The organism is Rhizobium phaseoli, assembly GCF_003985125.1.
In the GTDB taxonomy this organism is placed as follows: domain Bacteria; phylum Pseudomonadota; class Alphaproteobacteria; order Rhizobiales; family Rhizobiaceae; genus Rhizobium; species Rhizobium phaseoli.
In genome coordinates this window covers 38,381-53,772 of sequence record NZ_ML133571.1, presented here as the reverse complement: position 1 = coordinate 53,772, position 15,392 = coordinate 38,381, and the positions used below count along the sequence as shown (strand labels likewise).

15 protein-coding genes are annotated in these 15,392 nt (G+C 62.8%); 12 read left to right on the top strand and 3 right to left on the bottom strand.

From position 1 onward, the window contains the following. Positions 1-64: 64 nt before the first annotated feature. The 5 genes from EFD56_RS13700 to EFD56_RS13680 are packed head-to-tail and all read left to right on the top strand — an operon-like array spanning position 65 to position 5,204. Positions 65-1,660: an ABC transporter substrate-binding protein gene (locus EFD56_RS13700; RefSeq protein ID WP_126905544.1), complete on the top strand. Its 1,596-nt coding sequence runs from the start codon at positions 65-67 to the stop codon at positions 1,658-1,660. Positions 1,661-1,680: 20 nt separating this feature from the next. Beyond that, the gene (locus tag EFD56_RS13695) at positions 1,681-2,709 is read left to right on the top strand and encodes an ABC transporter permease (RefSeq protein WP_037115188.1); all 1,029 of its coding nucleotides are present in this window, start codon (positions 1,681-1,683) and stop codon (positions 2,707-2,709) included. Then, positions 2,706-3,608 (top strand): ABC transporter permease, encoded by a 903-nt coding sequence (locus tag EFD56_RS13690; RefSeq protein ID WP_126905543.1) that lies wholly within the window; start codon positions 2,706-2,708, stop codon positions 3,606-3,608. The genes EFD56_RS13695 and EFD56_RS13690 overlap by 4 nt, the downstream gene beginning before the upstream one ends. Before the next feature lies 1 nt (position 3,609). Further along, a complete protein-coding gene (locus tag EFD56_RS13685; RefSeq protein WP_126905655.1) occupies positions 3,610-4,464 on the top strand; it encodes an ABC transporter ATP-binding protein in 855 nt (284 codons plus the stop codon). Then, positions 4,461-5,204: an ABC transporter ATP-binding protein gene (locus EFD56_RS13680; RefSeq protein ID WP_126905542.1), complete on the top strand. Its 744-nt coding sequence runs from the start codon at positions 4,461-4,463 to the stop codon at positions 5,202-5,204. Before EFD56_RS13685 ends, EFD56_RS13680 begins: the two co-directional genes overlap by 4 nt. 28 nt (positions 5,205-5,232) lie before the next feature. Here the strand turns inward: EFD56_RS13680 and EFD56_RS13675 are convergent, their stop codons facing one another. Further along, the gene (locus EFD56_RS13675) at positions 5,233-5,760 is read right to left on the bottom strand and encodes an NADPH-dependent FMN reductase (RefSeq protein ID WP_126905541.1); all 528 of its coding nucleotides are present in this window, start codon (positions 5,758-5,760) and stop codon (positions 5,233-5,235) included. 21 nt (positions 5,761-5,781) lie between these two features. Then, positions 5,782-6,834 carry a LacI family DNA-binding transcriptional regulator gene (locus EFD56_RS13670; RefSeq protein WP_064818206.1) on the bottom strand — a complete coding sequence of 351 codons (1,053 nt, stop codon included), beginning with the start codon at positions 6,832-6,834 and terminating at the stop codon, positions 5,782-5,784. A 189-nt stretch (positions 6,835-7,023) separates the two neighbouring features. Between EFD56_RS13670 and EFD56_RS13665 the strand changes: the two genes are divergently transcribed. The 5 genes from EFD56_RS13665 (at position 7,024) to EFD56_RS13645 (ending at position 14,164) form a co-directional block, all read left to right on the top strand. Next, positions 7,024-9,543 (top strand): hypothetical protein, encoded by a 2,520-nt coding sequence (locus tag EFD56_RS13665; RefSeq protein WP_126905540.1) that lies wholly within the window; start codon positions 7,024-7,026, stop codon positions 9,541-9,543. A gap of 169 nt (positions 9,544-9,712) precedes the next feature. Then, positions 9,713-10,972, top strand: coding sequence for an ABC transporter substrate-binding protein (locus EFD56_RS13660; RefSeq protein WP_126905539.1), 1,260 nt, complete (start codon positions 9,713-9,715; stop codon positions 10,970-10,972). A gap of 10 nt (positions 10,973-10,982) precedes the next feature. Next, positions 10,983-12,020, top strand: a complete 1,038-nt coding sequence (locus tag EFD56_RS13655) for a carbohydrate ABC transporter permease (protein WP_126905538.1) — start codon at positions 10,983-10,985, stop codon at positions 12,018-12,020. After that, the gene (locus EFD56_RS13650) at positions 12,017-13,066 is read left to right on the top strand and encodes a carbohydrate ABC transporter permease (protein ID WP_012483760.1); all 1,050 of its coding nucleotides are present in this window, start codon (positions 12,017-12,019) and stop codon (positions 13,064-13,066) included. The genes EFD56_RS13655 and EFD56_RS13650 overlap by 4 nt, the downstream gene beginning before the upstream one ends. Positions 13,067-13,084: 18 nt before the next feature. After that, a complete protein-coding gene (locus EFD56_RS13645; RefSeq protein ID WP_126905537.1) occupies positions 13,085-14,164 on the top strand; it encodes an ABC transporter ATP-binding protein in 1,080 nt (359 codons plus the stop codon). A gap of 67 nt (positions 14,165-14,231) precedes the next feature. Here the strand turns inward: EFD56_RS13645 and EFD56_RS13640 are convergent, their stop codons facing one another. Then, complete coding sequence (locus EFD56_RS13640; RefSeq protein WP_004673791.1) at positions 14,232-14,414, bottom strand: hypothetical protein; 183 nt, start codon at positions 14,412-14,414, stop codon at positions 14,232-14,234. A gap of 377 nt (positions 14,415-14,791) precedes the next feature. On the opposite strand from EFD56_RS13640, the gene EFD56_RS13635 reads away from it, so the two are divergent. Both EFD56_RS13635 and EFD56_RS13630 read left to right on the top strand, forming a co-directional pair. Further along, complete coding sequence (locus tag EFD56_RS13635) at positions 14,792-15,001, top strand: hypothetical protein (protein WP_004673790.1); 210 nt, start codon at positions 14,792-14,794, stop codon at positions 14,999-15,001. An 8-nt stretch (positions 15,002-15,009) separates the two neighbouring features. Further along, positions 15,010-15,384 (top strand): GFA family protein, encoded by a 375-nt coding sequence (locus tag EFD56_RS13630; RefSeq protein ID WP_037115182.1) that lies wholly within the window; start codon positions 15,010-15,012, stop codon positions 15,382-15,384. Positions 15,385-15,392: the final 8 nt, after the last annotated feature.

Genomic DNA, 15,392 nt, shown 5'->3' with positions numbered 1-15,392 from the left:
AAATCATAATACGACATACGGACGACATAATATGTCTATTATAGTAATCCAGGGAGGAGTGACAATGAAGCATTTTTCTAAAGGCCTGTTCGTCGGCGCCGTCGTCGGCGCGCTGACGATCGCTGCACCGCTCTCGCACGCCGCCACGCCCGGGGATCAGCTGGTGATCGGCACATCGCTGGCCCAGGTCCTGTCGCTCGATCCGCATCAGGCGACGGAAGGCAAGGCGGTCGAGATCATGTCGAACCTCTACGACCGGCTGGTCAACAGCACGCCTGACGGCAAGATCGTGCCGCAGCTCGCCGACAGCTGGAAGGTTGACGATAAAGGCATCACCTTCACGCTGCGCCAGGCCAATTTCGCCTCCGGCAATCCTGTCACATCAAAGGACGTCGTCTATTCGCTTGGCCGGCTTTTGAAGCTCGATCAGGCGGCCGCCGCCAACCTCAAGCGCATCGGCTACGACAAGACCAATGTCGACAAGCTCGTCACGGCGGCCGACGACAAGACGGTGCGCATCGATTTTTCCGGGCAGGTGACGGCTGAGATGTTGCTCTACCGCCTCGCGGCATCGACCACCAGCGTCGTCGACAGCGTGGAAGTGCAGAAGCATGTGACCGACAACGACTGGGGAAATGCCTGGATGCGCACGCATTCGGCCGGTTCCGGCCCGTTCACCCTGAACCGCTGGTCGCCGAACGAACTCGTCATCCTTGATGCCAACAAGGATTATGTCACCGGCGCGCCGAAGATGAAGCGCGTCATCGTTCGCCATGTTCCTGAAAGCCAGGTCGAGCGGCTGATGCTCGAGCGCGGCGACATCGATATCGCCAGTGCGCTGACCGCAGCCGATCTCTCGACCTTCAAGGACAAGCAGGGTTTTACCATCCAGCGCATCCCCACAGGCGGCTTCTACGTGCTGTCGATGAATGCCGGCAATCAGTATCTCTCCAATCCCAAGGTCCGCGAAGCGATCGCTTACGGCATCGACTATAAGGGCATCGAGAAGACGATCATGGGGCCTTACGGACGGGCGAGAACCGTGCCCGTGCCGGAGAACTTCGAATATGCGATCCCGAGCCCCGATTGGCATCTCGACGTCGAGAAGTCCAAGCAGCTGCTGGCCGAGGCCGGTTATAAAGACGGCTTCTCGCTGACGCTGAAGACGATCGCCCAGACGCCGCGCATCGACCTGGCGACCGCCATCCAGGCTTCACTTGCCCAGGTCGGCATCAAGATCGACATCCAGCAGGGCAATGGCTCGGAAATCATTGCCGCCCACCGCGCCCGGGATTTCGATCTGCTGATCCCGCAGACCAGCGCCTACATGCCGAATGTGCTCGGCTCGATGGAACAGTTCTCGTCGAACCCCGACAATTCGAAGGAAGCCAACAATGCCGGCAATTTCGTCTGGCGCTCGGCCTGGGACATTCCGGAACTGACGGCTTTGACGGCCAAAGCTTCGATGGAGCCGGACCCGAAGAAGCGCGGCGAGCTCTATGTTCAGATGCAGAAGATGTTCGTCGAACAGAAGCCGGCCGTGCTGCCGATGTTCGAGCGCTTCGAGCCGATCGTCCTGTCGAGCAAGGTTGAGGGCTATGTCGGGCATCCGACCCAGCTGACGCGCCTCGAGAACGTCACGAAGTCTCAAACCCAGTAATACTCCCGAGGCAGCCGATCATGAAGGAACTCTCTGTCGCCGAATTTGGCCGACGCCTGGCGCATCTGCTCGTCAGCCTGTTCATCCTCTTATGTGTGACCTTCGTGATCGGCCGCGTCCTGCCCACGGATCCGGTCGGCGCGATCGTCGGCGAACTCGCCGATCCCGCCGCCTATGCGGCAATGCGGACGCGCCTGGGGCTCGATCTGCCGATCTATCAGCAGTTCTTCCTCTATCTGAACGGGCTTGCCCATGGTGATTTCGGCACGGCGGTGCTCACCGGCAATCCCGTCTCGTCGGACCTCGCCCAGGCCTTTCCGGCGACCTTCGAACTGGCGACGCTGGCGGTGATTATTTCGACCTTCGTCGGCGTGCCGCTCGGCCTGGTCGCGGCGCTGTTCCGCGACAGCCTGATCGACAAGATCGCCCGGGTTGTCGCCCTCGTCGGGCACTCGATCCCGGTTTTCTGGTTCGGCATCGTCGGGCTGGTCATCTTCTATGCCGGCCTCAATTGGGTCGGCGGACCGGGCAGGATCGATGTCTTCTACGAAGGCCTCGTTACGCCTCGAACCGGGCTGCTGTTGGTCGACAGCCTGCTGCAGGGCGAGACGGAGATCTTCTGGAATGCGCTCGGCCATATCATTCTACCCGCCATCATCCTCGCCTACGCGGCAATGGCATATATCACCCGCATGACACGCAGCTTCACCCTAGAGCAGTTGAGCCAGGACTATGTCATCGCCGCCCGTGCCAAGGGTGTGAGCCCCTTCGGCACGATCTGGCGCCACGTCCTGCCGAACATTGCGGTGCAGCTGATCACCATCCTGGCGATTTCCTATGGCGGGCTGCTGGAAGGCGCTGTCGTCACCGAGATCGTCTTCTCCTGGCCTGGCATCGGCCAATACATGACGAACGCCCTCATGATCGGCGACATGAACGCCATCGTGGCCGGCACCATCATCGTGGGATTCATCTTCATGCTGTTAAACTTCCTCGCCGACGTCGCTTACGCCGTCTTCGATCCGCGCATGCGCGAGGCGGCCCGATGAGCGACGCCATCCGCACTGACATTCAAATCCGCCCGCCAAGTGTCTCGACCCGCGTTGCGGCCTCGTTTGCGCGCGCCGGCCGCAAATTGGCGCACGAGCCGCTTGGCCTTGCTGGCTTCGTCATCCTCGGCCTGCTGTGCCTGATCGCGGTCTTCGCGCCGCTTTTGGCGCCTTATGATCCGGTCGTGCAGTCGCTCGGCGATGCCTTGCAGGCCCCGAGCCTGGCGCATTGGGCCGGCACCGACGAATTCGGCCGCGACATTCTGAGCCGACTGATCTTCGGCACGCGCATCACCATCCAGACGGTGCTGTCGATCTCGCTGATCGTCGGCCCGATCGGCCTGTTGATCGGCGTCGTCGCCGGCTTCTTCGGCGGGCGCACCGATGCGCTGCTGATGCGGGCGACCGATATTGTCCTGTCTTTCCCGTCGCTGATCCTGGCGCTGGCTTTTGCCGCTGCACTCGGCGCCGGCCTGACCACGGCAATCATCGCGATCTCGCTGACCGCATGGCCGCCGATCGCCAGACTCGCCCGCGCCGAAGCGCTGGTCGTCAGAAATGCCGATTATGTGGTCGCCGCCCGCCTGTACGGCGCTTCGCCAATCCGCATCCTGCTTCTCTATATTGCGCCGATGTGCGTTCCCTCGGTCATCGTTCGCCTGACCCTCAACATGGCGGGCATCATCCTGACGGCGGCCTCGCTCGGCTTTCTCGGGCTCGGCGCCCAACCGCCGGCGCCCGAATGGGGGGCGATGATCTCCAACGGCCGCAAGTTCATGCTGGATTACTGGTGGGTCGCTGTCATGCCGGGTGTCGCCATCCTGCTGACGAGCCTTGCCTTCAACATCGCCGGAGATGCTCTGCGCGACATTCTGGATCCGCGCCATGCCAGATCGTGAAATGAAAGATCGTGACATGCAAGATCTTCACCCCGTTTTATCCGTCAAGGATTTGACCGTCCGCTTCGGACGGGGCGCAGTACCCGCCGTCTCCAATGTCAGTTTCGACGTCGGGCGTGAACGCGTCGGCATCGTCGGCGAATCCGGTTCCGGCAAATCGACGACCGGGCGCGCCGTCATGCGGCTGTTGCCGCCGGCCGCGATCGTCTCCGCCGAACGCCTCGATCTGGCCGGCAGCTCGCTGCTTGGCAAGACCGAGCGTCAGATGGGAGCGCTGCGCGGCAAGGACATCGCGCTGATCATGCAGGATCCGCGTTATTCCCTGAACCCGGTGCTGTCGATCGGTAAGCAGATCGCCGAGGCTGCCCGTCTTCACCTCGGCCTTCGCGGCAAGCAGGTACAGGATGCCGTCCGCGCCATGCTGGAGCGTGTGCGCATCACCGATCCCGATCGGGTCATGGCGCTTTATCCCCACCAGATCTCCGGCGGCATGGGCCAGCGCGTGATGATCGCCATGATGCTGCTGGCGCGGCCGAAACTCGTCATCGCCGACGAACCGACCTCGGCGCTCGATGTCAGCGTGCGCAAGGATGTGCTGCAGTTGCTCGACGAGCTGGTGCGCGAGAACAATTCCGGCCTGCTTTTGATCAGCCACGACATCCGCATGGTTGCGGCCTTCTGCGAGCGCATCATCGTCATGTATGCCGGCCGCATCGTCGAGACGCTGAGCAGTCTCGAAGAGGCTCGCCATCCCTATACGCGCGGGCTGATATCGGCGCTGCCCGACCCGAAGAACCCCGTCCGCCGGCTTGCAGTTCTCGACCGGGCGAAACTCGATCTGGAGGCGGCGCAATGATCAATGTTCGTGATCTCGACGTCGTTTTCTCCTCCGGCAAATCAAGCAACCATGTCGTCAGGGGTATCAGCTTTCAGGTCAACCCCGGCGAGACGCTCGGCATCGTCGGCGAATCCGGCTGCGGCAAATCGACGGTGCTGCGGTGCCTCGCCGGCATGGAGGCTGGTTGGACAGGCCAGATCGAGCTTGGCGGCAAACCGATCGGCAAGAAGCGCTCCCGCGAGGAACTGACGTCGGCCCAGATGGTGTTTCAGGATCCATACGGATCCTTGCATCCCCGTCATCGCATCGGCACGGCGCTTGCCGAGCCGCTGCGCGCCATGGGCCATTCCGATATCTGGTCGAAGGTCGAAAGGGCACTGATCCAGGTTGGCCTGCCGGCCAGCTTCGCAAACCGGTTTCCGCATGAGCTTTCCGGCGGCCAGCGGCAGCGCGTGGCCATCGCCCGGGCGCTGATCCTGTCGCCGCCGATCCTGCTGCTCGACGAGCCGACATCGGCGCTCGACGTCTCCGTCCAGGCAGAAATCCTCAATCTGCTGGCCGATCAGCGCGAGGAAAAGGGACTGACTTATCTGCTCGTCAGCCACGACCTCGCGGTCATCGCCCATATTTGCGACCGGGTGCTGATCATGAAGAATGGCGGCTTCGTCGACGAACTCAGCAAGGCGGATCTGCAGGCCGGCATCACCCATGATGCCTATGCGCGCGAGCTGTTCGAGGCGAGCTTCATGGAAGCGTGAAAGGCGGCGCAGAGAAGGGAACCGGACGTCAGGCCGATCCGCAAAGGCGTGCGAAAGCGTCGAGGAAACCGCGCATCTCCTCCTGATGTCGAGGCGCGGAAAGACGCGCGGCAATCTCTTCCGGGAAAAGCTTCATCAAAGGAATCCGCAGGAAAAGCTCCTCGTTGAATCGTTCGCTGAGCGTGGCGAGGACGACGCGAAGCTGGGCCAGCATGTCATCGCCGCGATGCGACGCGTGCGCGAGCACGATCGGCTTGCCGATCACTTCGTTGCGGGAGACGAGCCAGTCGATGACGTTCTTCAGCCCGCCCGGGATCGATCGGATATATTCAGGGCTTGCCAGGATCAGGCCATCCGCATCCGCGATCGCCTCGGCAAGAGCCGACACGGCAAGCGGCGGGTTCAATTCCAGATCGGGCGAGAATACCGGAAGTTCCCCCACGCGGTCATAGACCGAAACCGTATGGGCCGCTTCTGCAGCCGCTTGCAGGGCACGGAGCAGGGCGGTGTTCGTCGAGGCCCGGCGGGCGCTTCCTGATATGGCCAGGAATTTCATGATGGCGGCATTAGCTCCTGTTCAGACGGGCTCGGCGGCTTTTGAAGGGTTGACCGTTGCGACGCTGCCCCTTTCGACGAGATGGCAGGCGAGCTCGACGCGCCGGCGCGGCGCTGCAAGGCCGAGCATCATGTCGCGCAGCAGATCGAGCGCGGTGGCGCCGAGTTCGCGCATCGGAATATGCACTGTCGAAAGCGGCGGATTGAGAAAGGCCGATTGCGGCAGGTCGTCGATGCCCATGACGGAGACGTCTTGCGGCACGGCATATCCCATCGCCTGCAATCCGCGCACGGCGCCATTGGCAAGGCTGTCGCCCGCCGTCAGGACGGCGGTGAAGGTGAGGCCTTGATCGCGGACGAGACGGGTGATCGCCTCGGCGCCCAATTCCGGCAGCCAGTCGTCGACCTCGAGCACCAGCCCGGCATCGGCCTTCAGCCCGTGATGCAGCAGAGCGTCGCGCCAGCCTTCCAGGCGCCGCTCGATCGTCCGTCGTCCCGGCCGCAGCATGAAGAGAATCCTTCGATGCCCGGCCTTGATCAGCCGCTCGGCGGCGATGAAGGCGGCCGAGCGGTTGCAGGGCGTCACGCTCGAAAGCCGCATATAGGGATCGTCGGTATTGACCAGCACGACCGGTTTTCCCAGGCCCGCGGCGGCTGCCAGCATTTCCTCCTCGTCAACCGTCAGGATCAGCATGCCGCCAAAGCCAGGATCGTCGCGCATCTCGGCGATGACGCGGGCTTCGTCCGCCCTGTCGGCGACGGGACGCATCGCCATCTCGATGCCGAGGGCGGCCGCCCGCGCATTCAGGCCCTCGAGGACGTAGAGGGTGAACTGGTTGCGGACATAGTCGATCATCGCCGCGCCGGAGGCGACGAGCATGATCTTCTTGCCGGCAACGCTCGCCGGCAGGGCGTAGCTGACCGCACTTGCCGTTTCCAGCACCAGCTTGCGGATTTCGGGCCTGACGCCCTTTTCACCGGCGAGCGCCCGCGACACCGTACTGATCGACACACCGCATCTTGCGGCGATGTCGTCGAGGCGCGTACGCCTGCCTTTCTTCTGATCCGGGGCCATGTCGTTTTCCTCGCTCTCACTCCTTTATGCAAAAATCTTTCAGATTGCGCAAATGGAATGCCTATGCACAATTGCCAATGAGGAGTCCGCGACACCAGGCAGAGCAGGGAGGCTTTGAAGATGCGGCTTGACCGCCCGTCCACGCGTCGGCGTTTTGTCAGAAGTTCCACGGCCGGAGCGATCTGAAACATGGTCGCTGAGCAACCTTATCTCCGTCGCGCCACTGGCAAAAACAGCCCGATCGTCTACTGGCAGCTCGGCCATCTCTCGCAGGCGCGCTACGATGTCGCCGACCGTCCGATGGAAGGCAGGATGGATCCCTTCTTCTTCGTCACCAAGACGAAGAACTTCATTCCGCATGAATATCCCTGCCGCACCGAATTCAAGAAAGCCTTCTCCGGCCGGCGGCCGCTGCCGGCAGCCGAACTCGAGCCTGTCCGTTGGTGGTTGGCCTTTGCCTCGCCGCGCGTCGATCTCTCCGGCTTCTGGTTTCGCCCGACGCGCATCGGCTGCTGGGCGCGCACCTTTCTCGATGCGCGCACGGGTGGGCCTGCTAACCTCCGCCTGTCGACCTGCGGCGGCGCCATCCTCTTCGTGAACGGCCGTGAACAGGGCTTCATGGCGCCTTACGAGCGCAATCTCGAAGCGCAACAGACCTTCGAGGTGGAGCTTGCCGCCGGCCTCAACGAGATCCGCGTCTATTTCGACGATCTCGCCGAACGCGACGCCCGCTTCTATTTCCAGCTGGACTATCTCGACGGGCCGGAAGTCGAAACATCACTTCCCGTGCCGATCACCGCCGATGAGGCGGACGGGCTGGAGGCGATCCTCGAAGGCATGCGCTTCGACCGAACCGCCTATCTCGGCGAGGACGTGACGATCCTGTTTCCGGCGCCGTTGCCGCGGGCGCTGCGCTGCCATGTCGAGATCGAAGGCGACTTCATGTCGGTCGAGCGCTTCGACTATGATTTCGCGCTGGAGAAAGGCGCAACCAAGCTGGCGCTCGGCAGCTCGGCGCACATGCCCGCCGATTTCCGCCATTTCCGCATCACCTTCCAAACCGGCGCGCTGTCCGTCGGCCGCACGCTCGGCGTCGAGATCTGTCATCCCGAACGCCAGGGGGCGGCGCCCGCTGCGCTGGCGGACCGGGTCGCCGAGGCTTTGGCCGAAGTCGCCGCCCATTCCGAGCCCGATACAGTCTGCGCCTTCGCCCGTCTGGCGCTGGGGCAGGGCGGCGAGGAGACCGAGGCGATGATCTCGGCCATGCTGCCCGTCATCGAGGATTGCCACGACTGCGCGGATTTCGTGCTGGTGCCGCTGCTCTTTGCCTATACGCGCTGGAGCGACCTTCTGTCACCGGAACTGCTCGCCAGGATCGAGCAGGCCGTTCTCAGCTACCGCTACTGGATGGACGAGCCGGGCAACGACGTTCAGTGGTATTTTTCGGAAAATCACGCGCTGCTCTTCCACACCGCCGCCTATCTCGGCGGGAGGCTTTTCCCCGATGCCATTTTCGTCCGTTCCGGCCGCACCGGCGCCGAGCAGATGAAGGTCGGCGAAGAGCGGGTTCGCGCCTGGCTCGATCATTTCGAGCGCTGGGAGATGGCCGAGTGGAATTCCGTTCCCTATTTCCCGATCGACCTCAAGGGGCTGACGGCCCTTGCCGCCTGCGCGCCGGATGAGACGATCCGTGCCCGCGCCAATGCCAGCATCATCCGCCTGATGGAGATCGTCGCCCGCTCGGCCCATCATGGTATGCTGACCGGCAGCCAGGGCCGCTCCTACGAGCATACGCTGCGTCCCGGCCGCTCGGTCGAACTCTCGGGCATCGCCCGGCTGCTCTGGGGCCGCGGCTGGTACGGCCGGCGCGTCCACGCACTGCCGCAGCTTGCCGTCTGCATCCGCGATCACGGCCTCCGTTTCCCGGATGCGCTTGCTGAAATCGCCGAGCACCGCTCCGACGACGCGCAGGAGTGGACCTTCTCTCAGGGCGAGAACCGGTTCGCTTCCCTCTATCATTACAAGACGCGTGACACCGCGCTCGGCACCATCGCCCATTATCGCTCCGGCGCCTGGGGCTATCAGGAGACGGTGCTGCACCTGCGCCTCGGCGAACGGCCGGAAGCGCAGATCTGGATCAATCATCCCGGCGAAACCATCCAGTTCGGTTACGGCCGGCCCAGCTTCTGGGGCGGCTGTGGGACGCTGCCGCGTGTGCATCAGTATCGCGATCTGGCCATCCTCGATTTTGCCATTCACGAGGGCCAGCCGGATTTCACCCATGCCTGGTTCCCGCTCGAAGCCTTCGACGACACGACGGTCGAGGACAATATGGCGCTGGCCCGCTCCGGCGGCGGTCTTGCCATGCTGATCGGCAACGGACCGCTGGAGCCGGTGAAGCACGGCCCGACCACGGATGTCGAGCTGCGGCTCTCCGGCCGCCAGGGCCGCTGGATCGTCCGCCTCTCCGATCTCGGTCGTGAGGGCGGCCTGGATGGCATGCGGGGTCGATTCGCGGCGCTCTCGGCCCGGCCGGACGGCGAGGGCGCATTGATCGTCATTGATCCTGATTACGGCGAGGTCGTCTTCGAGGAGGATGGCACCGTGCGCGCCGAAGGCCGCATACTTCGTCCCTCGGACTGGTCGGTCAGGGGAGACGCGGTACATCTTGAGATACCGGGCAGGCAGCCTCGGCGAGCGGCCTCGTAGACGACATGTCCGGTGGGTGGAGGACCGGCCGGACCTGCTGCACAGTTCCTTAAATCGGAATCGATTTAAGGATTAAAATTATGCAGCAATTCAAAGTGTTACAGCGTCCTTTGCGCGTCCGAAGAGACGCGCGGCGCTGTAGGAATTCATCGGTCAGGAGGAGGAGAAAATGACTAGAATGAAATCGATCGGCGCGGCTTTTGCTGCGGTTCTCTTGAGTTCCGTCGCCGCCCACGCCGGCGATGTGCGCATCATGTGGTATTCCGACGGCGGCGAAGGCGAGGTCATCAAGGACCTGCTGTCGCGCTTCTCCAGGGCCAATCCCGATGTCAACGTTATTCTCGACGAGGTTTCCTACGACGTCGTCAAGGAGCAGTTGCCGGTGCAGCTCGAAGCCGGCAAGGGGCCGGATATCGCCCGCGTCACCAATCTGAAGGCACAGGCGCAGCACTGGCTCGATCTTCGTCCGTTGCTGGCCGACGCGAAATACTGGGACGACAATTTCGGCGCCCAGGCCGATTGGATGCGCCCCGATGGTTCGAACGCCATCACCGGCTTCATGACGCAGCTGACGCTGACCGGCGGCTTCGTCAACAAGACGCTGTTCGAGCAGGCCGGCGTCGAAATCCCCGGCCCGAAGGCGACCTGGGACGATTGGGCCGCCGCCGCCAAAAAGGTCGCGGACAGCCAGAAAGTCTTCGCCATGGCGATCGACCGCTCCGGTCACCGCGTCTCCGGCCCGAATATCTCCTACGGCGCCAACTACATCGCCGCAGACGGCAAACCGGCGCCGATCGATCAGGGGTCCAAGGAGTTCCTCAGCCGCTTCGTCAAGTGGAACGAAGAGGGAATCGTCAACAAGGATGTCTGGGTCAGCGCCGCCGGCACCACCTATCGCGCCGCGGCCGAAGACTTCATCAATGGCGGCCTTGCCTATTATTACTCGGGTAGCTGGCAGCTCTCGGGCTTTGCCCAGAAAATCGGCGACAGCTTCGATTGGGTGATGGCGGGAAGCCCCTGCGGCACGGCCGCCTGCACCGGCATGCAGGGCGGCGCCGGCCTCGTCGCCGTCAAATACACCAAGAACCCGAAGGATGTCGCCAAGGTGATGGATTACCTGGCAGGCGCCGACGTGCAGAAGGAATTTGCCGAGCGCAGCCTGTTCATTCCGGCGCATAAAGGCGTGGCCGCCGGCCAGATGGACTTCAAGACCGACAATCCGCATGTGAAGGCGGCGCTGAAGGCCTTCGTCGAATCCGCCGCCCAGACGGCGGCACCCGCGATGAAGCTTCCGGGCTGGAAGTGGTCGGACGCCTATTACAGCGCCATCGTCGCCCGCATCAGCCAGGTGATCGCCGGCGAATTGAAGCTCGACGACGCCTATGCCCGCATCGATGAGGACATCAAGGCAAAGGTCGGCGCCAACTGACGGAGAACGGATGGCGGACGAGACGGTTTCTTCCAACGCGCCGGCAAAGGCCGGTCTTCGGCAGGCGCTCGCAGCACCTGTCCGGCTTGTCATGGGGGTCATCGATATTCCCATGCGCGCCTGGCAGAAGCTGACGGGGCTGAACGGCATGGCGGGCGTCTTCCTGGCGCCCAACATGCTGATCTTCAGCGTCTTCGTGCTGCTCCCGCTGGTCATCAATTTCATCTATTCGACGACAAGCGGTAGCGCCATCTTCCTGCAGAACAGAACCTATGTCGGAGCCGAGCAGTATCGCATCCTCTTCGACTGCGGTTCCTATCTCGACCCTTCGACCTGCGCCGCCGACACCTTCTGGGCGGCCGTGCGCAACACCGCCGTCTTCGTCGTCTTCCAGGTGAGCGCGATGCTGGTCGCGGCTCTGGCAACGGCGTTGATCCTCAACCGCGAACTTTCCAATCGAGGCTTCTGGCGCGCAGTCTTCTTCTTTCCCGTCTTGCTGTCGCCCGTTGTCGTCGGCCTGATCTGGAAATGGATCCTGCAGCGCCAGGGCTTGTTGAACTATGCGCTGAGTCCCTTCGGCTTCGAGCCTTTTTCCTGGCTCAGCGATCGTTTCTGGGCCTTTTTCTTCGCGGTCTTCGTGTCGGTCTGGGCGCATATGGGCTTTTACGCACTGATCCTGCTCGCCGGCCTGCAGGCAATCCCGAAGGACCTCTATGAAGCCGCCGCCATGGACAAGGCGAGCCCGACCCGCATTTTCCGGCGCATCACCCTGCCGCTTCTGATGCCGAACCTGATCGTCGTCCTCGTCTTGGCGCTGATCCGCGCCGTGCAGATCTTCGACGAGGTCTTCGTGCTCACAGGCGGCGGGCCTGGCACCAGCAGCATGTACATCACCCAGTATATTTACGAGACCGGTTTTGCGAGTTCCTTGCGCAATCCGGGGCTTGCGTCGGCCGCCTCGATCTTGATGGGCATCGTGCTCGTCATCCTGACACTGATCCAGCTTGCCGCAAGCAGCCGCAACGAGAAGAAGGAGAAACGCCATTGAGCGCTGTCGGCACTTTTCTCCTGCGCCGCCGCGGTCGCGGCTGGCACTGGACCGACGTCGTCACCTGGATCTGGCTGATCTCCGGCGTCTTCCTGATGTTCGGCCCGGCCGTCTGGTTGGTCTTCTCCTCCTTCAAGACACCGGCCGCCCTTGCCGAATTCCCGCCGTCCTTCCTGCCGTATGTTACCGAGCAGGCAGTCGTGCCCGGCCAGGACAAGCCGTTGCCGCTCTATAAGGTGACAATGCCGGATGGCAGCAGCCGCGTGCTCGCCGAAGTCCGCCGCATCGGCATCATCGGCCAGATGGTCGATCCGAAACAGCCCGGCGAAATCGTCAAGGTCAACATCAAGGACCGCACGCCCGTGCGTAAGGTCGAGTTCGCCGCGGGCAACTACACCGAACCGTTCCAGCGCTTCGATTTCTTCCTGTTCCTGCGCAACTCCGTCTTCGTGACAGTTGTGGCGACGGCGATCACGCTGTTGGTCAATTCCATGGCCGCCTTTGCGCTCTCGAAATACCAGTTCCCCGGCCGCACCGCCGTCATGCTGATGATCCTGGCAACGCTGATGGTGCCGCTTTCGGTCATCGTCGTACCGCTCTATTCCGTCATCGGCAGCTTGAACCTCTTCGACAGCCTCTGGGGCGTCATCCTGCCAACGGTCGCCACCCCGACCGGGGTCTTTCTGCTGCGGCAATATATGCTGACCATCCCGGACGAGCTGATCGACGCGGCGCGCATGGACAAGGCCAGCGAATGGCAGATCTACTGGCGCATCATCCTGCCGCTGTCGGCGCCGGCTCTCGCAGTGCTGGCGATCTTCTCGGTTGTCTGGCGCTGGAACGACTTCCTCTGGCCGTTGATCGTGCTGTCGCGCAAGGAGCTCTATACGCTGCAGGTCGGCCTCAACGTCTATGCCGGCGAGCTCAATGTGCAATGGCACTATATCCTCGCCATGACCGTCGTCTCGATGATTCCCGTCGTGCTGATCTTCGTCTTCCTGCAGCGCTTCATCACCACAGGCATCGCTGGCTCCGGACTGAAATAAGATGAAACAGGAGAATGCATGAGCGGGCTCGAGCTCAGGAACATCGTCAAGAATTTCGGCGCCGTCGAGGTCATTCGCGATGTCTCGCTTGCGGTCAACGACGGCGAGTTCATCGCCTTCGTCGGCCCGTCCGGCTGCGGGAAATCGACGCTGCTGCGGCTAATCGCCGGTCTCGACAAGCCCACAGGCGGCAGCATCGCCATCGACGGCACGGATGTCACCGCAATCGGCGCCGCCGATCGCGGCCTTGCCATGGTCTTCCAGTCCTATGCGCTCTATCCGCATATGAGCGTGCGGCAAAATCTGGCCTTCGGCCTCGAGAATACCAAGGTGGCCAAGGCCGAGATCGAGGCCCGTATCACCGATGCCGCCCGCATGCTGGAGATCGAGCCTTTCCTGCAGCGCCGTCCGGGCCAGCTTTCCGGCGGCCAGCGCCAACGCGTTGCGATCGGCCGCGCCATCGTCCGCCGGCCGGATGCCTTCCTGCTCGACGAGCCGCTGTCCAATCTCGACGCCGAACTGCGCGTTTCCATGCGCGCCGAGCTCGCCGCTCTTCATGCGCGGCTGAAGGCGACGATGATCTACGTCACCCATGATCAGGTCGAGGCAATGACGCTTGCAAACCGGATCGTGGTGCTCAGAGGCGGCCGGATCGAACAGGTGGGAACGCCACTCGAACTCTACAACAAGCCGGCCAACCGCTTCGTCGCCGGCTTCATCGGCGCGCCGCACATGAATTTCCTGGAAGGCTCGATCGTCGGCCACGAGAACGGTTTTGCCGAGGTCGAAACCGTCGGCGGCCATCGTCTGTCGGTCATTGCCGGGGAGACGCGCCCGGCAGGCGAGAGGGTCAGCATCGGCATCCGCCCGCAGCACATCACGCTTGCCGATGCGGCCGCCGCAGGCCGGCTGGACACGCGGGTCACCCTTGTCGAGGAACTGGGTTCTGAAACCGTCGTCCACACAGAAGCGGCGGGCAAAAAACTGATCGCGGTCTTCGCCGGCCAGCAGCAGATGAAATCCGGCGACAGCCTGCCGATCCATCTCGACCCCGCCGTGCTGCATCTCTTCGGCGAGGATGGCCGACGGTTGTCTTGAGAACCTGAAAAAAGCCCGCGCCGGAATGGAGGGCGCGGGCCGAATTTTCACATCAGGACAGCTTTAGCTAGTGGCTGTTCTTGTGGCTTTGCTGACCAGCCTTTACATGCTGTTCATGGCTGCCGCCGCGGGTTCCGCTGGACTGCGCGTCGCGGCCGCCTGAAGAGGCGCTGCGGGTATTGGAGTCGTTCTTATGACTCTGCTGCCCGGCTTTGACGTGCTGTTCGTGGGTTCCACCTTGGTTTGCCATTTGGTTTCTCCTTGGTTTTGAACTGAGGCCACGTCGACCTCGTGTTGACAACCACGCTCCGGCGCGTGCGTTCCGAATTTTAATATTTCGTGATCTCATGCTGAAACGAGGGATGAGGAAGCGGACCGGGCGGGTAGGGAGCTCGCCTGCCGTTTCGTCGGCCACCGGGAGAAAGCGGAAAAATCCCGATGTTCTCCAGCACCGCCGCGTCCGCTTGGCGCGGCCCGCAACCTCGCTCGGAAAACCGGGTATAGGCGAAAAGGTTCCAGGAAATCAGCCGCATCCACCCCGCTTCACGGCCTCGGAGCGGCCTCTCGACTCTTTCCAAATGGCTGGACCGCTCTAAGTTAAAGGGTAGCTGATGAAAGGAGAAAACCATGACCGACGCACCGAAAACGGCGACCCCGGCGCGAAGAGTTCTGCGTGGCCGCCCCTACAGCTTCAGCGAATTCGCCAGAAAATACCGGCTGGACGACAAGGAGGCCAGGCGTCTCTATGAGAAGTTCGGCCCCTCCGCCACCGAACTCGATCTGCTGATGGCGGCAAAGCGGCGCCCGCCAGGGCTTCCCACCAGTCTCGATTCTTGACGGCCGTGATGAGGAGGCGAACTGGAAGCTGCCTCTGCGGGGCGGTTGTCTATAGCGTCGAGGGTGAGCCCCTCCGCGTCGGTCTCTGCCATTGCGCCGATTGCCGCAAATCGAGCGGTTCCGCCTTCGTCTTCTTTGCCGTCTGGCCGCGCCCGGCCTTTTCCCACACCGGTCAGATCGCCACTTTCGCCGGCCGTAGTTTCTGCCCCGCCTGCGGCGGTAGGCTCTTCTGCCTGCAGGAGAAGTTGGTGGAAGTCCGGCTCGGTTCCCTCGACAGTCCCCCGACCGACCTTGAACCGGATTATGAACTCTGGATCAAGCGGCGCGAAGCCTGGCTGCGGGAGTTGCCGGGCGCGGATCAATATGCCGAGGATGCCGATTGACCGGCGAG

Coding starts and splice junctions, on each gene's coding strand:
- EFD56_RS13700 (WP_126905544.1), top strand. CDS start 65: ATGAAGCATTTTTCTAAAGGCCTGTTCGTCGGCGCCGTCGTCGGCGCG.
- EFD56_RS13695 (WP_037115188.1), top strand. CDS start 1,681: ATGAAGGAACTCTCTGTCGCCGAATTTGGCCGACGCCTGGCGCATCTG.
- EFD56_RS13690 (WP_126905543.1), top strand. CDS start 2,706: ATGAGCGACGCCATCCGCACTGACATTCAAATCCGCCCGCCAAGTGTC.
- EFD56_RS13685 (WP_126905655.1), top strand. CDS start 3,610: ATGAAAGATCGTGACATGCAAGATCTTCACCCCGTTTTATCCGTCAAG.
- EFD56_RS13680 (WP_126905542.1), top strand. CDS start 4,461: ATGATCAATGTTCGTGATCTCGACGTCGTTTTCTCCTCCGGCAAATCA.
- EFD56_RS13675 (WP_126905541.1), bottom strand. CDS start 5,760: ATGAAATTCCTGGCCATATCAGGAAGCGCCCGCCGGGCCTCGACGAAC.
- EFD56_RS13670 (WP_064818206.1), bottom strand. CDS start 6,834: ATGGCCCCGGATCAGAAGAAAGGCAGGCGTACGCGCCTCGACGACATC.
- EFD56_RS13665 (WP_126905540.1), top strand. CDS start 7,024: ATGGTCGCTGAGCAACCTTATCTCCGTCGCGCCACTGGCAAAAACAGC.
- EFD56_RS13660 (WP_126905539.1), top strand. CDS start 9,713: ATGACTAGAATGAAATCGATCGGCGCGGCTTTTGCTGCGGTTCTCTTG.
- EFD56_RS13655 (WP_126905538.1), top strand. CDS start 10,983: ATGGCGGACGAGACGGTTTCTTCCAACGCGCCGGCAAAGGCCGGTCTT.
- EFD56_RS13645 (WP_126905537.1), top strand. CDS start 13,085: ATGAGCGGGCTCGAGCTCAGGAACATCGTCAAGAATTTCGGCGCCGTC.
- EFD56_RS13640 (WP_004673791.1), bottom strand. CDS start 14,414: ATGGCAAACCAAGGTGGAACCCACGAACAGCACGTCAAAGCCGGGCAG.
- EFD56_RS13635 (WP_004673790.1), top strand. CDS start 14,792: ATGACCGACGCACCGAAAACGGCGACCCCGGCGCGAAGAGTTCTGCGT.
- EFD56_RS13630 (WP_037115182.1), top strand. CDS start 15,010: ATGAGGAGGCGAACTGGAAGCTGCCTCTGCGGGGCGGTTGTCTATAGC.